The organism is Ruania alkalisoli, from assembly GCF_014960965.1.
Lineage (GTDB): Bacteria > Actinomycetota > Actinomycetes > Actinomycetales > Beutenbergiaceae > Ruania > Ruania alkalisoli.
The window spans coordinates 75,651-93,656 of sequence record NZ_CP063169.1; the positions used below are offsets into that span (position 1 = coordinate 75,651).

15 protein-coding genes and 2 pseudogenes are annotated in these 18,006 nt (G+C 64.1%); 7 read left to right on the forward strand and 10 right to left on the reverse strand.

Annotation, left to right across the window (positions count from 1 at the left end):
* Positions 1 to 76: 76 nt before the first annotated feature.
* The 6 genes from IM660_RS00340 (at position 77) to IM660_RS00365 (ending at position 8,017) form a co-directional block, all read left to right on the forward strand.
* Positions 77 to 934 carry an ABC transporter permease gene (locus tag IM660_RS00340; RefSeq protein WP_193497484.1) on the forward strand — a complete coding sequence of 286 codons (858 nt, stop codon included), beginning with the start codon at positions 77 to 79 and terminating at the stop codon, positions 932 to 934.
* On the forward strand, positions 931 to 1,896 hold the full coding sequence (locus tag IM660_RS00345; protein WP_246465061.1) for a carbohydrate ABC transporter permease: 966 nt from the start codon (positions 931 to 933) through the stop codon (positions 1,894 to 1,896). Before IM660_RS00340 ends, IM660_RS00345 begins: the two co-directional genes overlap by 4 nt.
* A gap of 212 nt (positions 1,897 to 2,108) precedes the next feature.
* Complete coding sequence (locus IM660_RS00350; RefSeq protein WP_425503888.1) at positions 2,109 to 2,951, forward strand: NAD-dependent epimerase/dehydratase family protein; 843 nt, start codon at positions 2,109 to 2,111, stop codon at positions 2,949 to 2,951.
* 77 nt (positions 2,952 to 3,028) lie between these two features.
* Positions 3,029 to 4,255 (forward strand): enolase C-terminal domain-like protein, encoded by a 1,227-nt coding sequence (locus IM660_RS00355; protein ID WP_246465063.1) that lies wholly within the window; start codon positions 3,029 to 3,031, stop codon positions 4,253 to 4,255.
* Positions 4,256 to 4,401: 146 nt separating this feature from the next.
* Entirely contained in the window at positions 4,402 to 5,367 is a 966-nt protein-coding gene (locus tag IM660_RS00360; protein WP_193497487.1) for an acetylxylan esterase, read from the forward strand.
* 220 nt (positions 5,368 to 5,587) lie between these two features.
* Complete coding sequence (locus tag IM660_RS00365; RefSeq protein ID WP_193497488.1) at positions 5,588 to 8,017, forward strand: polysaccharide lyase 8 family protein; 2,430 nt, start codon at positions 5,588 to 5,590, stop codon at positions 8,015 to 8,017.
* 665 nt (positions 8,018 to 8,682) lie between these two features.
* On the opposite strand, the pseudogene IM660_RS00370 reads toward IM660_RS00365, so the two are convergent.
* The 10 genes and pseudogenes from IM660_RS00370 to IM660_RS00415 all read right to left on the reverse strand — a co-directional run.
* A pseudogene (locus tag IM660_RS00370) lies at positions 8,683 to 8,898 on the reverse strand (integrase core domain-containing protein); the annotation flags it as partial.
* Positions 8,899 to 8,948: 50 nt separating this feature from the next.
* Positions 8,949 to 9,236, reverse strand: coding sequence for a DUF6262 family protein (locus IM660_RS00375; RefSeq protein ID WP_193497489.1), 288 nt, complete (start codon positions 9,234 to 9,236; stop codon positions 8,949 to 8,951).
* Entirely contained in the window at positions 9,233 to 11,188 is a 1,956-nt protein-coding gene (locus tag IM660_RS00380; RefSeq protein ID WP_193497490.1) for a tyrosine-type recombinase/integrase, read from the reverse strand. Before IM660_RS00380 ends, IM660_RS00375 begins: the two co-directional genes overlap by 4 nt.
* Entirely contained in the window at positions 11,151 to 12,239 is a 1,089-nt protein-coding gene (locus IM660_RS00385; protein ID WP_193497491.1) for a tyrosine-type recombinase/integrase, read from the reverse strand. Before IM660_RS00385 ends, IM660_RS00380 begins: the two co-directional genes overlap by 38 nt.
* Before the next feature lie 100 nt (positions 12,240 to 12,339).
* Positions 12,340 to 12,600 (reverse strand): annotated as a pseudogene (locus tag IM660_RS00390) (DDE-type integrase/transposase/recombinase); the annotation flags it as partial.
* Positions 12,601 to 12,708: 108 nt separating this feature from the next.
* Complete coding sequence (gene ltrA, locus IM660_RS00395; RefSeq protein WP_246465064.1) at positions 12,709 to 14,166, reverse strand: group II intron reverse transcriptase/maturase; 1,458 nt, start codon at positions 14,164 to 14,166, stop codon at positions 12,709 to 12,711.
* Between the two features lie 544 nt (positions 14,167 to 14,710).
* Positions 14,711 to 14,980, reverse strand: coding sequence for a hypothetical protein (locus IM660_RS19710; RefSeq protein ID WP_210769047.1), 270 nt, complete (start codon positions 14,978 to 14,980; stop codon positions 14,711 to 14,713).
* Between the two features lie 228 nt (positions 14,981 to 15,208).
* A complete protein-coding gene (locus tag IM660_RS00405) occupies positions 15,209 to 15,502 on the reverse strand; it encodes a transposase (RefSeq protein ID WP_193497492.1) in 294 nt (97 codons plus the stop codon).
* A gap of 235 nt (positions 15,503 to 15,737) precedes the next feature.
* Positions 15,738 to 16,826 carry a zinc-binding dehydrogenase gene (locus IM660_RS00410; protein WP_425503851.1) on the reverse strand — a complete coding sequence of 363 codons (1,089 nt, stop codon included), beginning with the start codon at positions 16,824 to 16,826 and terminating at the stop codon, positions 15,738 to 15,740.
* A gap of 191 nt (positions 16,827 to 17,017) precedes the next feature.
* Entirely contained in the window at positions 17,018 to 17,551 is a 534-nt protein-coding gene (locus tag IM660_RS00415) for a GrpB family protein (RefSeq protein ID WP_193497494.1), read from the reverse strand.
* A 164-nt stretch (positions 17,552 to 17,715) separates the two neighbouring features.
* Between IM660_RS00415 and IM660_RS00420 the strand changes: the two genes are divergently transcribed.
* The gene (locus IM660_RS00420; RefSeq protein ID WP_193497495.1) at positions 17,716 to 17,934 is read left to right on the forward strand and encodes a hypothetical protein; all 219 of its coding nucleotides are present in this window, start codon (positions 17,716 to 17,718) and stop codon (positions 17,932 to 17,934) included.
* Positions 17,935 to 18,006 lie beyond the last annotated feature (72 nt).

Here is an 18,006-nt window from a genome sequence, read left to right on the forward strand (position 1 = left end):
TCAAACCTCATCGCAACGGGCCCGGTGGCGAAGGGTGTGGCGAAACCGCACACTTCTGTTGTTCGCTCTTCCGGGCATGATGGTCTTCATCGGATTCTTCTACCTGCCGCTGCTCGGAAATGTCATTGCGTTCAAGGACTACCAGCCTTTCATTGGCATTCTTGAGTCCGAGTGGGTGGGGCTCGACAATTTCCGGGTGCTGTGGAGCGGTGATCCGGAGTTCTTGAATGCTCTGAAGAACACCCTCATCATCACGGCTCTTCAGTTGATGTTCACGTTTCCGGTCCCCATCGCGCTAGCGCTGCTGATGAACAGCTTACTATCGCAGGCATTCAAGCGCTGGGTCCAGTCGATTCTCTATCTGCCATACTTCCTTTCCTGGGTGGTGGTAGTTGCGATCTTTCAACACATCTTGGGATATAATGGCCCTCTCGAATCCTTCATGGCTGCGATCGGTGGACCGGAGCCGCAGATCATCGGCAACCCTGACTTCTTCAAGCCGCTACTCATCCTGCAGGACATTTGGAAGAACGCGGGTTGGGGGACGATCCTGTTTCTTGCGGCCCTAGGTGGTATCGACGAAGGGCTGTACCAGGCTGCCGCCGTCGACGGCGCATCCCGATGGCGTCAACTGTGGCACGTTACGCTGCCCGGTATCCGTTCCGTCGTAATTCTCATTCTCATCCTCAGGATCGGCGACATTCTCACGGTCGGCTTTGAGCAGATCATCCTGCAGCAGCAGGCGGTCGGTCGGGACGTGTCGGAAGTGCTCGACACGTACGTGTACAACAACGGGATCCTCGGTGGAGATTGGGGAACGTCGGCCGCCGTCGGGCTCGTCAAGGGGGTCATCGGCGTCGGCCTCGTGCTACTCGCCAACAAGCTCGCGCACATGTTCGGAGAAGCTGGCATCTATCGGAAGGCCCAAAGATGAGCGTGATGGAACGTGGCCACGCCCATACCGGTCCGGAGGCCGCGACAACGCGATCGCCAAAGCGCGGCCGACGCTCTGGAGGTCTCTACGTCGGCTACAGGTCGCACTGGGCGGCCGAGGGCGCCAAGATGCTGGCCCTGGGGCTGTGCTGCCTGGTGGTCCTGGGACCATTCGCCATGGTTGTGGCAACGTCTCTCGCTGACCCTGAACAGATCGCTCGTGACGGTGGCATGGTTCTTTGGCCGGAGGTCCCGACCCTGGAGGCATACCGTGCGATCTTCACCGGTGGTCAGATCAGTGGAGCGATCGGCGTATCCGCTTTCGTCACCATTGTCGGCACTGCGGTCGCGCTCTCCGTTACCTCGCTCTTGGCCTACGCGCTTTCGCGACGAACAATGCCTTTCCGGGGGGTTCTCCTTGGAGCGGTCCTACTCACGATGCTGTTCGGCGTTGGAATCATTCCGCTCTATCTCACGGTGAAGACGTTCCACCTGCTCGACTCTCTGTGGTCCCTGATAATCCCAGTTAGCGTCTCTGCGTTCAATGTGATCGTCATGCGCCAGTTCTTCCAGAACCTGCCTGATGAGATATCTGAAGCCGCAACGATCGACGGCGCTTCCGAATTGAAGATATTCACTACTATCATTGTGCCGCTCTCCAAGCCGATCTTCGCCGCCATCGGGCTCTTCTATGCCGTCAACTTCTGGAACACGTTCTTCTCCGCATTATTGTACATCAACGACCAGAGTAAGTGGCCCATTCAACTAATCCTACGTCAATACCTTGTGAACAACGCACAGGTTGGCTTGGATGAAGTCGCGATGGCGGGTGAGATGCCGCCCGCCCAGCCGTCACTCCAAATGGCGATCTTGGTCGTTTCGCTTATCCCGATCGTGTGCGTCTATCCATTCCTTCAGAAGCACTTCACGAAGGGGATGCTGACCGGTGCGATCAAGGGCTGACAGATGCACCTTCGGAAGACGCGGCAACGTTCTCGCTCTGTCGGCGCACTCTGAACGGAAATATGGCGCGGAGTCAAGGGAAGTGGAGTATGTGCATGAACGCTGATCAGGGCATCGATGCAACGTTCGGAGCTCTCCCGGCAGCCGTAGTCCCCCCTGCGCTCCATTGGGAGACTACTGCGTGCGAGCTCCCCGCCCGCCTTCCTGAACGGATTCTTGTGACCGGAGCGGGAGGAACGCTAGGGGGTGACGTTGTGGGGCTGCTGGCTGCGCTTGGTGCGCATGTCATCGCCCTCTCGACTACCTGGCGGCGGCCTTCTGTAGCCGCTGAAGCCGTCACCGCGGATGCTGCAGATGCTGACGCGGTTCGCTCGGCGTGTGCGGGCGTGGATGCAGTTGTTCATATGGCCGCAATTCCTGGAACGGACCTCGCGGACCCGTTCCTGGGCTACACCACCAACACAGCGAGTACCTTCAACGTTCTTCAGCAGGCAGGCGAGCATGATATTCAGAGGGCCGTCGTGGCCAGCAGCATCAACGCCTTCGGTGTGCCTGCGAACCATCGTGAAATGCTCCCGGCGTACTACCCAATTGACGAGAATGTCCCCAGAGCTCTAGACGACTGGTATTCGCTGTCGAAGGCCAGCGATGAGCTCACGACCGAGATGGCTGCTAGCCAGTTCGCCATGACGGTGATCGCACTGAGGTTCCCGCTCACCACCCTCCCATCGAGGGTTCGCGCCCTCGCTGAGCCGCACCAGCAACGCCACGTCAGAGAAGGTTGGTCTTACCTTGATCGTCGAGATGCCGCGGTCGCCGTGGCTCACGCGCTCGTGGTCGATCTGACTGGGGCACACATCATTGGCTTGGCTGCCTCGGATACCTATCGCAGCGAAGACACCGAGCAACTGCTCGATTGCTACGCCCCCAGGGTGCCCCGCCGACGCCGATTCGAGGGCCGCGAGTCCCTGATCGACACCTCCCGTGCCGAGAACCTGCTCCGTTTCAGACCACGTCATCGCTGGACCGACCCCGACCCGCCCACCATCCCTTGAGCAGGGACACACCACCAGGAGTCATGATGTCAGCTGGACCGACCGAACGCCCAGATGCCTTCGCCTCGCCGTGGCCTGTGCCCGACGACGTCCGGATCACAGGGGTGAGGACCATCGTTACGGCACCCTATGGCATCCCTCTCGTAGTCGTTCGCGTGGATACGAGCGAACCGGGCTTGTACGGACTTGGGTGTGCGACGTTCACTCAGCGGTGGAAGGCGGTAGTCACCTACGTCGAAGAACACCTGGCACGGCTGGTGATCGGTCGCTACCCAGGGGACATCGGCGATCTCGTGAGGCTCGCAAAGTTCTCCTCCTATTGGCGCGAGGGCGCCGTCGGAAACAATGCAATCTCGGGCCTAGACGAGGCACTCTGGGACATCGCGGGGAAGCGCGCGGGACGACCGGTCCATGAACTTCTCGGAGGAAAGGTACGTGCTGCCGCCGACTGCTACGTGCACAGCTTTGGCCTGGACATCGAACAAGCTGTCTCGCACGCACTCGAGAAGGCAGAAGCCGGATGGCGCTACGTTCGGATCCAGGTCTCGCAGCCTGGTGCAGGTAGCTATGGATCCTCTCCGCTCGGAGGAGTCACAAGTGCATCCGCTCCCTACCCGCATGGGTGGCGGGTCTCGGAGTACCTGCGCCTCGTTCCGCGCCTCTTCGAGCAGGCGAGGAAGGTGCTGGGCGACGACGTCGAACTGCTGCACGACGTGCACTCACGGCTCTATCCGAAACAGGCCGTCACACTCGCACGATCGCTCGAGGCCTTCAATCTGTACTTCCTAGAGGACGTGCTTCCCCCTGAGCACTGGGACGCTCTCCCGGAGGTGCGTTCCGCGTCTCCGATACCTCTCGCTGTCGGCGAACTCACCACCTCCGTGACAGATGCCGCCCGTCTAATCATGAACGGCGCCGTCGACCTGATCCGCTGCCACATCTCCGCGATCGGAGGCCTCACGCCTGCGCGGAAGCTCGCTGCCGTAGCTGAACTCGCAGGCGTCCGCACTGCCTGGCATGCGCCAGGCGACACGTCACCAGTCGGAGTCGCTGCGAGTGTCGCGCTCGACGTTACCAGTCCGACGTTCGGCATTCAGGAGTGTCACGAGTTCGATGAACTCACCCAGGAGGTCTTTCCCGGCACGATTGTCCCGCAGCAGGGATGGTTAGCGCCGAACGAAGCGCCGGGATGGGGGATAGACCTCGATGAGTCCTTAGCGCTGCGCTTTCCGCCGAACCTGTCGCCGTTCGACAGCTGGGCGGCGGGCGTGCGGAGTCTCGATGGCGGCCTGCTAGCACCGTGAATCAGACCGACAGAGATCGATGAATGGATGGATTGTATGAGGTGTCGTAACGTGGGCTGGAGCCGGGATGGGTCGATGCTTGCCGCTCGTCTCAGGGTAGCGCGAGGCCGCAGGCAGTCTTGGGGTAACCCGGTCGGAACTCGCTGATGCCGCTCTTCGACAAACCCCTTGCGCAACTGCATGCCTACTACCCGGATATCGCAGAACCCGATGACTTCGACGACTTCTGGCAGGCGACTCTCTCTGAAGCCCGTGCGTACCCGCTGGGTCTCGAACTGTCGGGGCGCGCTGACACGATCCGTCATATCGATGTGTTCGACGTGACGTTCTCTGGCTTCGGCGGTCATCCGATCAAAGCCTGGTATGCCCGCCCGGCCGGCGTCAGCGCAGACCTGCCCCTCGTGGTCAGCTTCGTCGGCTATCACGGAGGAAGGGGGTATCCGTGGGATCACACCACCTTCCCGTCGGCAGGATACGGCTACTTGCGCGTCGACTCGCGGGGACAGGGATGGCTCCGGGCCGCCCCCGGGCATACGCCCGATCCCGTAGGACACGCACCAGCGGCCCCTGGGGTTATGACGCGTGGCCTTGAGAGTCCAGCCGACTACTACTACCGACGTCTCTATACAGACGCCGCGAGATCCATCGAAGCTGGTCGCGAACTACCGGGTGTCGCAAAGGATGCGGTTGTGGTCGCTGGCGGGAGCCAGGGGGGAGGTATTGCGATCGCTGCCGCAGCGATTGTTCCCGATGTAGCTGGCCTCATGACGGACGTTCCATTCCTGCAACATATCCGAAGAGCGGTTGATATAGTCGGCACAGCCCCCTACAGCGAATTGACCGATTATCTCGCTGCGCACCGAGACGCTGTCGACCAGGCTTGGCGCACAATTTCCTACTTCGACGGCGTAAACATGGCTGCCCGCGGCACCGCGCCGTCGCTCTGGTCTGTCGCGCTCATGGACACAACGTGCCCACCGTCCACCGTGTACGCATCGTACAACCGTTACGGCGGAGAGAAGCAGATAGAGGTATATCCATACAATGGGCACGAAGGAGGAGGCTCCTATCATACAGGGCTGAAGCTGAAATGGCTCGCCGAGCGATTCTGACTGGAAGGTCCACGGCGGTTCGGATGGTGTCGCCAGGAGCCGAGAAATGCTCGGAGCGGCTGCATCTTCCGATGCCTCTCAGTCGCCGAGGCAATTGCACGACGGCACGGTGAGGTCCTGGAGCACTAGATATCGACGGCCTCTGTGTGCAAACTCCGATAGTTCTTCCCAATCGGAATGTTGATGCTATCCGATTTAACCAAGAGACAAGGAGTACAAGATGCTAGACGATCATGAACAATCGAAGGGGATCGCGCGCAGAACTCTGTTCGGCGGAGCGATACTGGGAGCTGCTACATTCGCTACGTTCGCCGAATTGCGGCCCCAGGGTGCCGCCGCAGCAGCTACGTTTGACGAAATGCGCACCGCGTGGGTGGCCCAACTAATTGGGGCGGGCATAGACCCACTCGATCCCGACTATGCGCCGACGATCGCAGAGCTCGATACGTCGGCTGCGGAGTCGATCGCAGAGATCGACCGTACAATCGGCCGCACGAGTGTCTTCACCGATTACCTCCTTGCGACTGATTCTGCGAACGTCCGTAAAACAGCAAAGCGGCTGCAAATAATGGCTACGGCCTATCAGGTTGACGGCACAACACAATATCAGCAGCCCTCTGTCCTGACGGATATCATCGACGGACTACAGACCTTGCACGACAACGCCTATTACTCCGGCGCTGCGGAATACGATAACTGGTACGATTGGGAGATCGGTGCGGCCCAGGCGATCAATGACACCGTGGTTCTCCTGTTCGCCGACGTGCCGGCAACGTTGAAAGCCGACCTGGTGGAAGCGGTCGACTATTTCGTCCCGGATCCCCGCTACCGCACGGCGAATCAGCCGGTCGGACCGCAACTCCAGACGGGCGCGAACCTCATCGACAGTTGCCGGACCGTCATTATTCGAGGAATCATCGCCGAAGATGGGGCGAAGGTTGCGCAAGGAGCGGACGCCCTGCCAGCTGCGCTCGGGAGGGTGACCCACGGCGACGGCTTCTACGCCGACGGTGGCTTCATCCAGCACAACCACGTCCCATATCACGGCGGCTACGGTCTCGCCTTGGTGAAGAGTGCTGTGATGCTCCTTCCGATGCTCTCCGGCACCACCTGGGAGATTACCAGCCCGAACATCGCAGATTTGTATGACTCGATCGAGATCGGTTTCGTCCCGTTGGTCTTCGGTTCGCAGATGATGGACATCGTGCGTGGGCGCTACGTCGGCTTGTACGGAACTTCCGATCACCTCACCGGCCACCTCGTAATCGAGTACATGCTTCGGCTCGCTCAAGGGCTCGAAGGGACTCGTGCGGCGCATTGGCGGTCAATCTGCAAGGGATGGATCGAACGCGACACGTTCGATGTTGCCATCGCCGACGGTCGTGTGCCGCTCGATGTTCTCCCACGAATCGGATTAATCCGCGAGTTGATGGATGATTCGACAATCGTCGGGGCTGCCGAGGAAGTCGGACACAGAACGTTCGGAAGCATGGACCGTGCGGTTCATCGGCGGCCCGGTTGGGCCCTGGCGGTGGCGATGAGCAGCCAACGCATTTCCTACTACGAGTGGGGCCCGTTGGGTGAGAATAATCACGGCTGGTTCCAGGGCTCGGGGGTGACCTATCTATACGACGAACAAGATTCGGGGCAGTTCGCGGACAACTATTGGGCTACGGTAAATCCCTATAGGCTGGCGGGAACCACCGTGGACAACCGACCTGCCGCAAAGGGCGATGGCGGGCCCTACGGTGCAGCTGTCCCAACGAACGCTTACGCCGGTGGTGCCAATCGGGACGGGTATGGACTGGCTGGACAGAGAACCTCGGGTATTCTTACCGACATGGTGGCGAGCAAGTCGTGGTTCTGCCTGGACGACTGCATAGTGGCCTTGGGATCCGGCATCACCAGCTCCAGCGGCTACGTCGTTGAGACCACCGTTTCTAACCGCAACTTGCATGACAGCAGCACGTCTCCGGTGATCGTCGATGGGGCCGCCCAGCCAGAAACCACTCCGTGGGCGCATACGTTCACGAGTCCCGGTTGGCTGCACGACGGGCGCCACGGATATGTATTCCTCGACGCCTCCCATTCCTTCACGCTCAAACTGGCAAGGGAGCAGCGCACTGGGTACTGGACCGATGTCCACGATGCTGCTGAGGAGATCGACCCGGTGACGAATCATTTCGTCACGTCCTGGATCGATCACGGGAGCAATCCGGTCGGTGAATCGTACGCGTATGCGCTGTACCCCGGCGCGGCGCCAGGATCGATGGCTGCGACAGCCGCCGCCACCGATATCGAGATCATCTCCGATACCTCCGATCTGCACGCGATGCGTCACGCTGGAACGGGTATTGTGATGGCGAACTTCTTCGTGGCGGGCCGGTTCGACATCACTGCGACCATGGCTGCAGCGGCGTATGCTCCAGCTGCGTTCTACTTCCGCCAGGTTGGCGGAGCCATCTCTATCGCGATCTCCGACCCGACGCACCTGAGTGAATCGGTTCGGGTTAACCTTTGGAAGTGTCCGATCATCTCTTCCGCCGGCGACCCGACGGTGACCGTGACGACCAGTTCGCTAACCACATCGATCATCGTGGATACCTCGGCCAAGGACGGAGCCTCCCATCTCGTTCAGCTCGCGACATGACCACAGCGAGGGGTTAGGGGGTGCTAGTCCCCAGCGATGGGTTGCTGAGCCTCGATCCACCGATCATCTTGAGGTGTTGGGCGTGCCGCAACGCGAAGAAGCCCTGTCGGTGACCGTGCGCTTGAACCCCCAGTCACGAAGGCGATCGCCACGATCGGCGACGAGGCGTGGACTCCGATCGAATATACCGACGGCATCTTCGACCCGAGTTGGCTCACGGGATGGATCGACCGATGGCTCTGGGTCTCTGACCTGCGGTGATGCCGTCTCGACGATCGCGATCGGGGCACTAATCGGTGCCACGAGATCCGTTGAGATTGGCCTCGGGGGCACGACGAGGGCGACCTGGCGGTAGCCAATCGGGGGCGAGCGAGAACGATTTGGCACCTGTTCGCACGTCGGCTGTGGCACCTCATGGCGCCCACGCACCCTCAGGAACGCCGGATGCCGCTATGCCCTGGGTTGTGAGGGTCACGTGTGTCCGCCCTCCGGGGGTGGCGATCGTGGCGTCAGCGTCGCTACCTAACCCACGAGAGTGACTGATCGCATGCCTCCTACGGGCCGATCGGGTACTCAAGGTGAGCCAACTCGGGACAGGCGAACCGCGCGCTGCACATGTTCGCCGTCTGCCGGCTCGGGTCTGCTGCACGGATGGGTGACAGCGGTTAGCTACGCAGCCGAGTGGCTGGTGTGGTCATGATGGTCTCGTACTCGATGGGGGGCAATCGGCCGAGGCGGTCTTGTCTGCGGCGGCGGTGGTAGGTGCGCTCGACCCAGGTCACGATCGCGATCCGGAGTTGGTCGCGGGTGGACCAGGTGTGCCGGTCCAGGACGTTCTCCTGCAGGAGTGAGAAGAAGCTCTCCATGACCGCGTTGTCGCCGGCTTATCCGGCTAATCGTCTCCGGGTCTGGGTTTGGCCGGGTAACGCGGTTATCCGCGGGTGAGTCGGCGGAGCTGGGTGTCGTGGTGTCGAACGGTGTCGGCGAGGGTCTGGACGGCCTGGCGGAGGGTGGCGAGCTCGTCGGTGATCGCGGTGATGCTGCCGTCCGGCGGGGTTTGCCGGTGGTGCTCGATGGTGGCGCGGAGCTCAGGGTTGCGGTAGATCGTGGACCGGGAGATGCCCGCGCGGGATGCGACCGCGGCGATCGTGATGGGGTGTTTGTCGCGGGTGAGGTCGGCGCAGGCTCGTTCGATCTGGTTCAGCGTGGGGGCAGTCATCCGGTCTGGGTCTCCGTGTCGGCGATGAGCGCGTCGAGGCGGGCGATGAGTTTGTGGTGGCGTTCGGCTTCGTCGATCCATCCTCGCTGTTGTGCATCGCGGGCGAGAGCTTCGGCGTCGACGCGTTGCGCGGCGAGGATCGGCAGTGAGGAGGGCTCGGAGCGGTAGGACGGGCAGTGCTCGCAGATGTTCGCGTAGGTGCATGCGCCTTGCGCGGGGGCGCGGAGGCAGAATCCGCCGGCCATGCGGGACTTCAGCAGCGGGGTGTCACGCCAGTCACGGCTGCCAGTGATGGCCGTCAGCGGCAGTTGGGTGCGCCCGGCCATGTCTCCCGCCGTTGCGGCCGGGGTGTTCTGTTTCGCGAGGTCGAGGGCGCGTTCGTATTCGGTGCGGACGGTCGTGTCGAACAGCCGCCCGTAGCGCAGGCTCATCTCCGCGCTCTGATGGCCGAGGAGTGCCATGAGTGCTTGCAGGGAGACACCGGCGTTGACCAGCGCGGTCGCGTAGGTGTGCCTGAGCTGGTGAGAGGTGACGTGCCCGAGCCCGGCGACCTCAGTGGCGTGGTCAAGCTCGCGACGGACGCCCTGTTGTGTGAGTCTGCGGCCGAGGTAGGTGAACAGGAACTGCGCGGGCCGCCGATAGCGGGGGTGCGGGAGCGGACGACCATGGGAGCGGATCTGGGTGACCCGGTCGATCACCTCGAGCGTTTCGGGGTCGAGAGGGACCATGCGTTCGGTGGCGAGCTTGCCGAGCGGAACCTTCAACCAGGCTCCGTTCCCGTCGATCTCGTGGACGCAGTCCAACTCGAGATCGAGCAGTTCCCCGATCCGCAGCCCGCAGGCGCGCTGCAACCGTAGCGCCAGCGCGGCCAACTCGTTCTCAGGATGCTCGGTCAAAGCCGCAGTGAGCCGCCGGTCGGCGTCGATCGGGAGGTAGCGGGGCAGCACTTGCGGGAGTTTGGGGATGTCGTCGCGGAACAGCACTTTCCGCGAGGGTGCGGCGTCCCAGCCCCATTCGGTGATGTCGCGCAGGAACGTCGCGACAGCAACGACCCGTCGGTTGCGGTCCCCGATGCTGATCGGCGCACCGTCCTTGTCGCTGACCGCGTCGACCAGCGACGCGAGGAACGGTTCGACGTGACGGCGCCGATCCAACTCCCTCACCGACGTCAGAACCGGATCCGTCTGGGTGAGGAACTCGCCGAAGTGCTTGAGCCGGGTCGCCATCGCCGACACCGTCTTACGGTCACAGGTTGCCCGCTTGCGTTCCAGATACCCGACCAGCTCGGCCCGTAAGGGTGCGGAGACCCCAGCGAGTCGCTCCTCGTAGGGGACGGGACCGCCGCTGCGAGGCGGGGAGTCGACAACACCGAGATGGAACAGCACCATCTGGGTTGTGCTGATCGCGGCGAGGTAGTGGTTCGCGCCGCGCCCGGTGATGTGCTCGCGTTCCCGGCAAGCCGCCGCGAACTCGGCGAGATCGCCGAGAGTGAGCTGCCGCATCGGTTTGCCCGTCTGAATCAGTAGCCGTGCGGGGACCTGGGAGCCGGTCGCGAGGCGAGTGCGGGCGGTGAACCCGAGATGCTCCGCGGCATCAAGGAACCCATCGATCTCGGCCCGCAGCGGGCTGGTCTCTATCTCCCGCCAGAGCGGCGACAGCTTCCGCGACAGCAGATAGTCGTAACCGGGGCGCAGCCGGCCGTGGAGCATCAGGAACGTGATCACCGGCCGCGCCGCCGACCCCGCCGACAACCGCTCCGCAAGCGACTCGTTCGCCCAGTCCTGCGGCTCCGGCCAGCACTCGAAGAACCGGTGCGCGGCGCGCTCGTAGGACAGGTTCCCTCGACCGGTCGCGGTCAGATGGTGCAGATACGCATCCCGCAGCTGATCGCCTCGCAGGGAGGCGATCCCGGTGTCACCGCTGCTGGGAGCGGATGCGCATCCGAGCCGCATCGAACTCCGCCTTCACATGAGCAGGAGCAAGGTGGACATAGCGGGCGGTGGTGTCGACATGCGCGTGACCGAGTAGCGCCTGCATCACCGACAGATCGACCCCCGCCTCGGCCAGGACCGTCCCGAACGTGTGCCGCAACGCGTGCGGGTGCCCGCCCGTCACCCCGGTCAGGCCGCGGTGGTAACGGAACACCGTCCGCAACCCCGCCGCAGTGAGTGGGTTGCCGCGGTTCGGGCCCTTGCCGACCAGGAACAGCGTCTCGGAGTCGGACTCGGGCCGTTCGGCGAGGAGGTAGACGTCGATCACCGAAGCGACATCCGGATCCAACGGAACACGGCGCTGCTTCGCGCCCTTCCCGGTGGCTGTGACCCATCGGCCGCCGATGTCGACGTCCTTCACCCGTAGGCCGAGGACTTCCATCGATCGCAGCCCGCACCACAGCATCAGCCCCGCGATCGCCCGATCCCGCCAAGTCCGCAGACTCCCCACCAGCGTCGCCGCGTCCTGCGGTGACAGCGCGACCGGCAGCCGGCGTGGTTCCCGCAACCGCAGCGCCGATCGTGGGACCGGACGGCGAACCGTGTGAGCGAGCATCCCAGAGCGTTCCCCGCTCGTTCGCCACCGAGCCTCGCTGCCCCGCGGGACCGGGTTCCGCCTCGCAGGATCTCGCAGCCCCGCATACGTGAACAGGCCGGAGATCGCCGCCAGCCTGCGGTTGATCGTCGTCGCCGCGTAACGATCCAGCCGACGCCCGTCCATCCCGACCACGTTCGGGCTCGGCCTGCCCGGCAGGCTCGCCTCCCGACACGCCCGCAAGAACCCTAGTAGATCGTCCGTGGTGACCTCCTCGAGTGGACGCTCCTGCCCGGTCAGCCAGCGGCAGAACGCGAGCAGGTCATACCCATACGAGCGGACCGTCGCCCGCGAGTAGTTCCGATCCAGCAGATGGCTCAAGTACTCATCTACGAGCACGAACCCCGTGGCGGACTCACCGGCGAGCACCCATCCCTCGCCGCGTTCCTCCAGCCGTAACCCGCCCCTGGGCTCCATGCCACAGGTGTAGCACCACCGACCCGAAGCAACGCGCAAACACCGAGCACCGGCGTGTCGCTGACCTGCACCGACACCACCATTAGCCGGTTAAGAGGGACGCGCCGACTCTGCCCATCGAACCGACCATGTCGTGACGAACCAAAGCGCGAACGAACTTTCGACTACGAAATTGCGACCCACGGTCCGTATGCACCACGCATCCAGCCACGTCGCCGCGCCTGCTGGCAGCGTTGTTCAGGGCAGCGACAGCCAGTCGGGACTTCATCCTCGAGTCGATCGAGTACCCCACGATCCGGTTGGAGTAGACGTCCTTGATCGCACAGAGGTAGAGCTTGCCCTCATTCGTCCAGTGCTCGGTGTAGGGGTCGGGCCGGGGCGCCCTGTCAGCGTTGCGGCTGGTGGGTTTCCCCGGCCCGCCCTCCGAACCGGACGTGCTCATTCCTGAGCATCCGGCTCTCCATCTGGTTCAGGCCGTTGTAGTACTCGGCCGTGGCATCCAGGGATTCGGGATCTTGGCTCCCCGGTAGCGATAGCGGGTCACTGGGACTTGCCATGCGCGAAAGAACTCGATCCCGTCCGCCGCGATGTGCCAGCCGGGCAGGAAGTGGCGGACCACGGTGTGCTTGTTCAGCTTGGGGTGGCGCTTGTTCAGCCAGCGGACGATTCGCCAGAAGGCGAAGTGGTCGACATAGCCGAAGGTGCGCTTGGAGGCCCCGTGCTGGAAGTAGTTGCACCAGCCCCTGATCGCCGGGTTGAGCCGGCGCAGGAGGTCTGCGAGCGTGCGATGTGCGTTCCGGCGGGTCAGTAGCCGGATCTTCGCCTTGATCGAAGCAACAGACTTCTTCGATGGGTAGGTGTAGACCGTCTGCTTGGTCCCGCCGCGTCCTTGCCAGGTCCGGCGTTGGATGTGCCAGCCGAGGAAGTCGAACCCGTCCTCGATGTGGGTCAGGTGGGTCTTCTCCTCCGACAGGCGTAGGCCCATCGGTTCCAACACGTTGGCCACTTCGCTGAACAGCGCTTCGGCAGCCGCGCGTGGCCCGCGGACGAGAACGACGAAGTCATCGGCGTAGCGGATGAGTTTCATCGTCGCGCCCCCGGCACGCAGGTGCTTCGCGCGTGTCCATGATGGTCCGAGCGCTTCCCACTTGGTGGTGAAGTGCTCGTCCAGCACGGACAAGGCGATGTTGGCCAGCAGTGGTGAAGGGATCCCTCCTTGCGGGGTGCCGGTGCGGGTGTCCCTGTTCAGCCCGTCCTCGGTGAGGACACCTGCCTTGAGGAACGCGCGAATGAGCCCCAGCACGCGCTTGTCGGCGATCCGGCCACGGACCCGGCCCATGAGGGCGGTGTGGTCGATCTCGTCGAAGCACGCCTTGATGTCACCCTCGAACACCCACTCATAGGAGCGGTTGCCCGTCGTGTAGTAGTGAATCTCGGCGACCGCGTCCTGGGCTCGTCTTCTCGGCCGGAACCCATACGAACTGGGTTGAAAGTTGGCTTCGAAGATCGGCTCCAGCACCAGCTTCAAGGACGCCTGAACGATTCGGTCGGTCATCGTCGGGATCCCCAGCGAACGGGTCTTCCCGCCCGCTTTCGGGATCCGACGTTCCCGGACCGGCACCGGCGTGAACTCACCGGACTTCACCAGGCGGCGAAGTTCGGCGAGCATCCCGATCACATCCTCCGGGGCAACGAATCGCGGCACGATTCCGTCTACCCCGGCGGTGCGACCGCCCTTGTTTCCCCGCACCCGGTCCCACGCCGCCATCAGGAACGCGGGATCGTGCACGAGGTTGAACACATCATCGAACCGACGGCCAGGATTGGCCGCCGCCCAACGGTGCAGCTTCGTCTGCATCGCAAGTACCCGCGACCACGCCACCGTCGTCTCGACGAGCTCGCTGGGCCACGGAACACCCGTAGTCACCGGTGTGACTCCTTCTCATGCATCGGTTGCTGCTGAATCAGACTGGGCCCCTTCGCCATGTGGTCGGCTTTCCCGACCTCGGACTACTACGGGCCCTCCGCCCCCTGCCGCCGGCATCAGTCGGCGACGGACCTTCCCACCGCCCAGGGCTGGCTGCCCGGGGCCGGCGGGGACCGTCGGCAGGGTTCCCACGTTCACTGTTGACCGTTCGACGGGATCGGTACCCAGCTATGCCCCTGCACCCTCGCCATGACTACGCCGCAGGCCTTCGCCATGGCCTCCCGGCCCGACGACATTCTCCAGACCAGAAGTTCCCCAACCCGACCCCAAAGGGTCGGGCGGGTGCGCGGTGCGACCCAACCCATGTCCGCCAGATTCCGGGCTGGTGGGCTCTCTTGAGGGGCGTTCAGACACTGGTTCCTCGCGTATACCTCTCCGTCTCGCTAGCCGAGCCCGCACCATCTGGCAGTACTGGTACGACTCGTCGTTGTCAGGGCCGCTGTCCACCCTCACCCCCGTCCCGGGGATCAGGCTGCCCTCAGCTTCACCCCACTGCTGCGACAGCGGAGCGGCGGTGGTCTCTCACCTCCACTCGGTTCAACAGCGCCTCGTGGCGCACGATGTCGCCGATCCACAGCTCGTTGGTGGCATCGGCGGTGAACACGTGCCTGGTCGCGCCGTGCTTGTCGACCACGGCGCACAGATCGTCGTGGACGGGCGGTCCGGGCTTCTTGCCGCATCTGCCACTCTTCTTGCCGAACGCCGACCACCAGCGGTTGGCCGAGCAGATCCGCCACGCGGTCCGCTCAGCCATTGACTCGCCAGCATCGCGGGCCTCATCGACCAAGAACCTGTACCCGAACTCGCCGATCATCACGGTGAGCATCGAACAACGCGTTGGCCCGGTAGGCCTCCTCGAATTCAGCCACCGTGATCGGGCTCCCAAGCCAACGGTAGTAGGGCTGGCGAGCGAGCTTCAGTACCCGGCACGTCACCGCGACGGGGATCCCGTCACCGGCAAGCTCGCTCACGAGCGGGTACATCACTTTCCCGGCAGGTTCGCCTGGGACAGGTAGGCCGCGGCACGGCGCAGGACTTCGTTCTCCCGTTCCAGCAGACAGATCCGCTTCCTGGCTTCACGTAGCTCCCCGGACTGCAATGCACTCGCGCCGGGGCGTTCACCCTCCTCAATGTCAGCCTTCTTCATCCAGGAGTACAGGGTGGTGAAGTGGATCCCGAAGTCTTCGGCGATCTGGGAGAGCTCGACACCGGGCTCACGGTTCCGTGCGACCTTGCCGACATCGTCACGGAACTCCTTGGGGTAGGGCTTCGTCACAGTGACATCCTTCCAGCCCAACGCCAGGTTAGGCAGATCGGGTGTCACCCATCCGTGCAGCAGACCCCAAAATGCCGGAACAGACCGTATGACCGGCATCTCCTCGGCGAGGAGCAAGACAGAGCACTTTGCTGCCGTGCGTTCGCAGGTGGCGGACATCAGGTGCACCGGTATTGGGATCGCGCAAACAAGGGCTTCGAGGTCGTCGACCTGCACGCGGCTGTGGATTGGGTCGCTACGGAAGGCGACGCCCGTGGCGGTGGCATGGGCGAGCACGAGGATGCTCGGCGGATGGCTGACGGCCGGGCGCTAGAGGGGACCAGCGCCCGCTTCGGGCGCCCCCGGGCATGGTGACGACGACGTTGCCGATCTTGCGGCCCGTGTCGACATAGGCGTACGCCTCTCGAAGGTCGCCGAAGTCGAAGACGCGGTCCACGACGGGGCGGTAGGCGCCGCGGCCCATCAGCCGGCGCAGGTGCGCGGCCAGGGCGGCGTCGGCGCGAGGGAGCGGGAAGAGTGCGTGATGCCGGTCCAGCGCCCGGGCCACCGGTCCGACTGCGGCGAGAAGGAGATTCTGGCCTCCGCGGCCCATATCGTTGGAGACATAGCTGCCGCCGGGTCGCAGCAGTGGGCGAGCTGCCGCGAACGAGAGGTGACCACTGGCGGCAATGACTGCGTTGTAGTCGCCCCCGACCGAGTCGAGCCTGGCCCCGTCGCCCACATTGACCACGCGCGCTGCCCCGATCTCGGTCAGGTCCGGACGGTCCGGGGGACGCTGGTCGCAGACTGCGGTCACCTCCACCCCCTCGGCGTGGAGGAGCTGCACGAGCGCGGTCCCGATGGCGCCGGTAGCACCGTGAACCAGGACCCGATCCCCCGGCCCCACCTTGGTGACGCGAAGGCAGGCATGTGCGTAGTGCGCCCCCTCCATCCCTGGCGCCGCGTCGGCTGGATCCCATCCTTCGGGAACCGGGGCGACCAGCCCGTCCACCGGGACGGCAACCAGCTCGGCGTGGGCACCGGGACGCCCATCGATGAACCCGAACACCGCGTCTCCGACGGCGTAGGACTCGACGCCTTCGCCAACGTCGACGACCACGCCGGCGTACTCCGACCCCAACAGCTGGACTCGGGGCCGGGGCGAGCCCCACACGAGCCGGTTGATCCACGGTGCCCCGACCGGTACGCACAGTCTGTGCGGTTCACAGTGGTGGCGTGCGCGCGCACCACGATCTCGCCCCGGCCGGCAACCGGCTCGGGGACATCGTCGAAACCGACGACCTCCGGGCCGCCATACCGCCTCCGAATCGCTGCACGCACCCACCCACCCAGTATGACTACACAGCGCCTCGATCGGCCCGCTGCCTCGGAACGGGTATCGCCAAAGCTCTGTAGATCGCGCTCGCGAATGCGTCGCGCCGCCGTCATGCCCATGCCACTCAGGCGGTGCGCCCGAGATCTCGTTCTCTCGCTCGGGCTCAGCTGCAAGACCTTCGGACTGCTCTCAGCTCCGGGTCATGATCGCTCATTGAGGACGCGTCGGACGAAGTCGGCTTTCCCCGCCGTGTATGCCTCACGGTCAGTCGCGTGTTCCGCGGCCAACGCCTCTTTCAACGCCGCGTAGCCTCGCACGAGCGCAGGGTCGGCGCGAAGCGCGTCGCGGAACGCGAGCTGTTGGGCCCAGCGGGCACTGCCGGCTTCCACCAGGTGCAGGTGCGCCGCACGACGCTCGTCCACCGCGTGAACCAGGAAGCGACGCCATGGTCTGGCGTCGAGCTCGGGTGGGACGAGGTGCCAGTCAGCTCCCGACAGTTCCTGTGCGATGGCCTCCGCGCAACCGAGGTCGACCACCGCCGCCTGGACGTCGATGATCGGTTTGGCCGCAAGTCCCGGTACCGCGGTAGAACCGACGTGCTCGGTCGGGGCTACCAGCCACCGGGCGAGCGTGGCATCCAGCTCCTGGCACAGCCGCGCACCGCGCCGCTGCCATTCCTTGTGCGGTGACTGAACATGGACCTGCTCCGTTGCCCACCGCGGCCATTCCTGCATCGGAACATCGTGCCACTCGCTGATCCTGTGCTGCCGCCGGGGTGGGCTCCGCTGCCGCTAGCCTGCAAAGAATCCACGTCAACTGAAGGAGGCCGCCTCGGTGGGAGTCGCCTTGCCTGTGCTCGCGGTCGTCGTCGGGGTCCTAGGCGGCATAATGGGTGCGGGTGGTGTGCTGTTGCCGCCAGGGCTCCGGATCGGTCGGCTACCTGCAGACGGGCCTGACCGATATACGGCTGGGCACGGTGCTCGGTGCGCTCGCCGGGCTCGGGGTTGTGGCCGGAGCAGTGGTCGCCACGCGTATTCAGGCCGACGGGCTGCGGCGGATCATCGCGGTGGCATGCATCGCAGCCGGGATCTTCCTGATAGTCCGCGCAGCCCTATGAGCCGTTGGACTCCTCATCCATGGCCGGTGGCCGCGCGACCACCCTGGCGCTGACCGTACGTAGTCGTCGACG

Excerpts from the sequence above, each read along its gene's own strand:
- IM660_RS00340 (WP_193497484.1), top strand. The coding sequence starts at position 77 with ATGATGGTCTTCATCGGATTCTTCTACCTGCCGCTGCTCGGAAATGTC.
- IM660_RS00345 (WP_246465061.1), top strand. The coding sequence starts at position 931 with ATGAGCGTGATGGAACGTGGCCACGCCCATACCGGTCCGGAGGCCGCG.
- IM660_RS00360 (WP_193497487.1), top strand. The coding sequence starts at position 4,402 with ATGCCGCTCTTCGACAAACCCCTTGCGCAACTGCATGCCTACTACCCG.
- IM660_RS00365 (WP_193497488.1), top strand. The coding sequence starts at position 5,588 with ATGCTAGACGATCATGAACAATCGAAGGGGATCGCGCGCAGAACTCTG.
- IM660_RS00375 (WP_193497489.1), bottom strand. The coding sequence starts at position 9,236 with ATGACTGCCCCCACGCTGAACCAGATCGAACGAGCCTGCGCCGACCTC.
- IM660_RS00380 (WP_193497490.1), bottom strand. The coding sequence starts at position 11,188 with ATGCGGCTCGGATGCGCATCCGCTCCCAGCAGCGGTGACACCGGGATC.
- IM660_RS00385 (WP_193497491.1), bottom strand. The coding sequence starts at position 12,239 with ATGGAGCCCAGGGGCGGGTTACGGCTGGAGGAACGCGGCGAGGGATGG.
- IM660_RS19710 (WP_210769047.1), bottom strand. The coding sequence starts at position 14,980 with ATGGCTGAGCGGACCGCGTGGCGGATCTGCTCGGCCAACCGCTGGTGG.
- IM660_RS00415 (WP_193497494.1), bottom strand. The coding sequence starts at position 17,551 with ATGCAGGAATGGCCGCGGTGGGCAACGGAGCAGGTCCATGTTCAGTCA.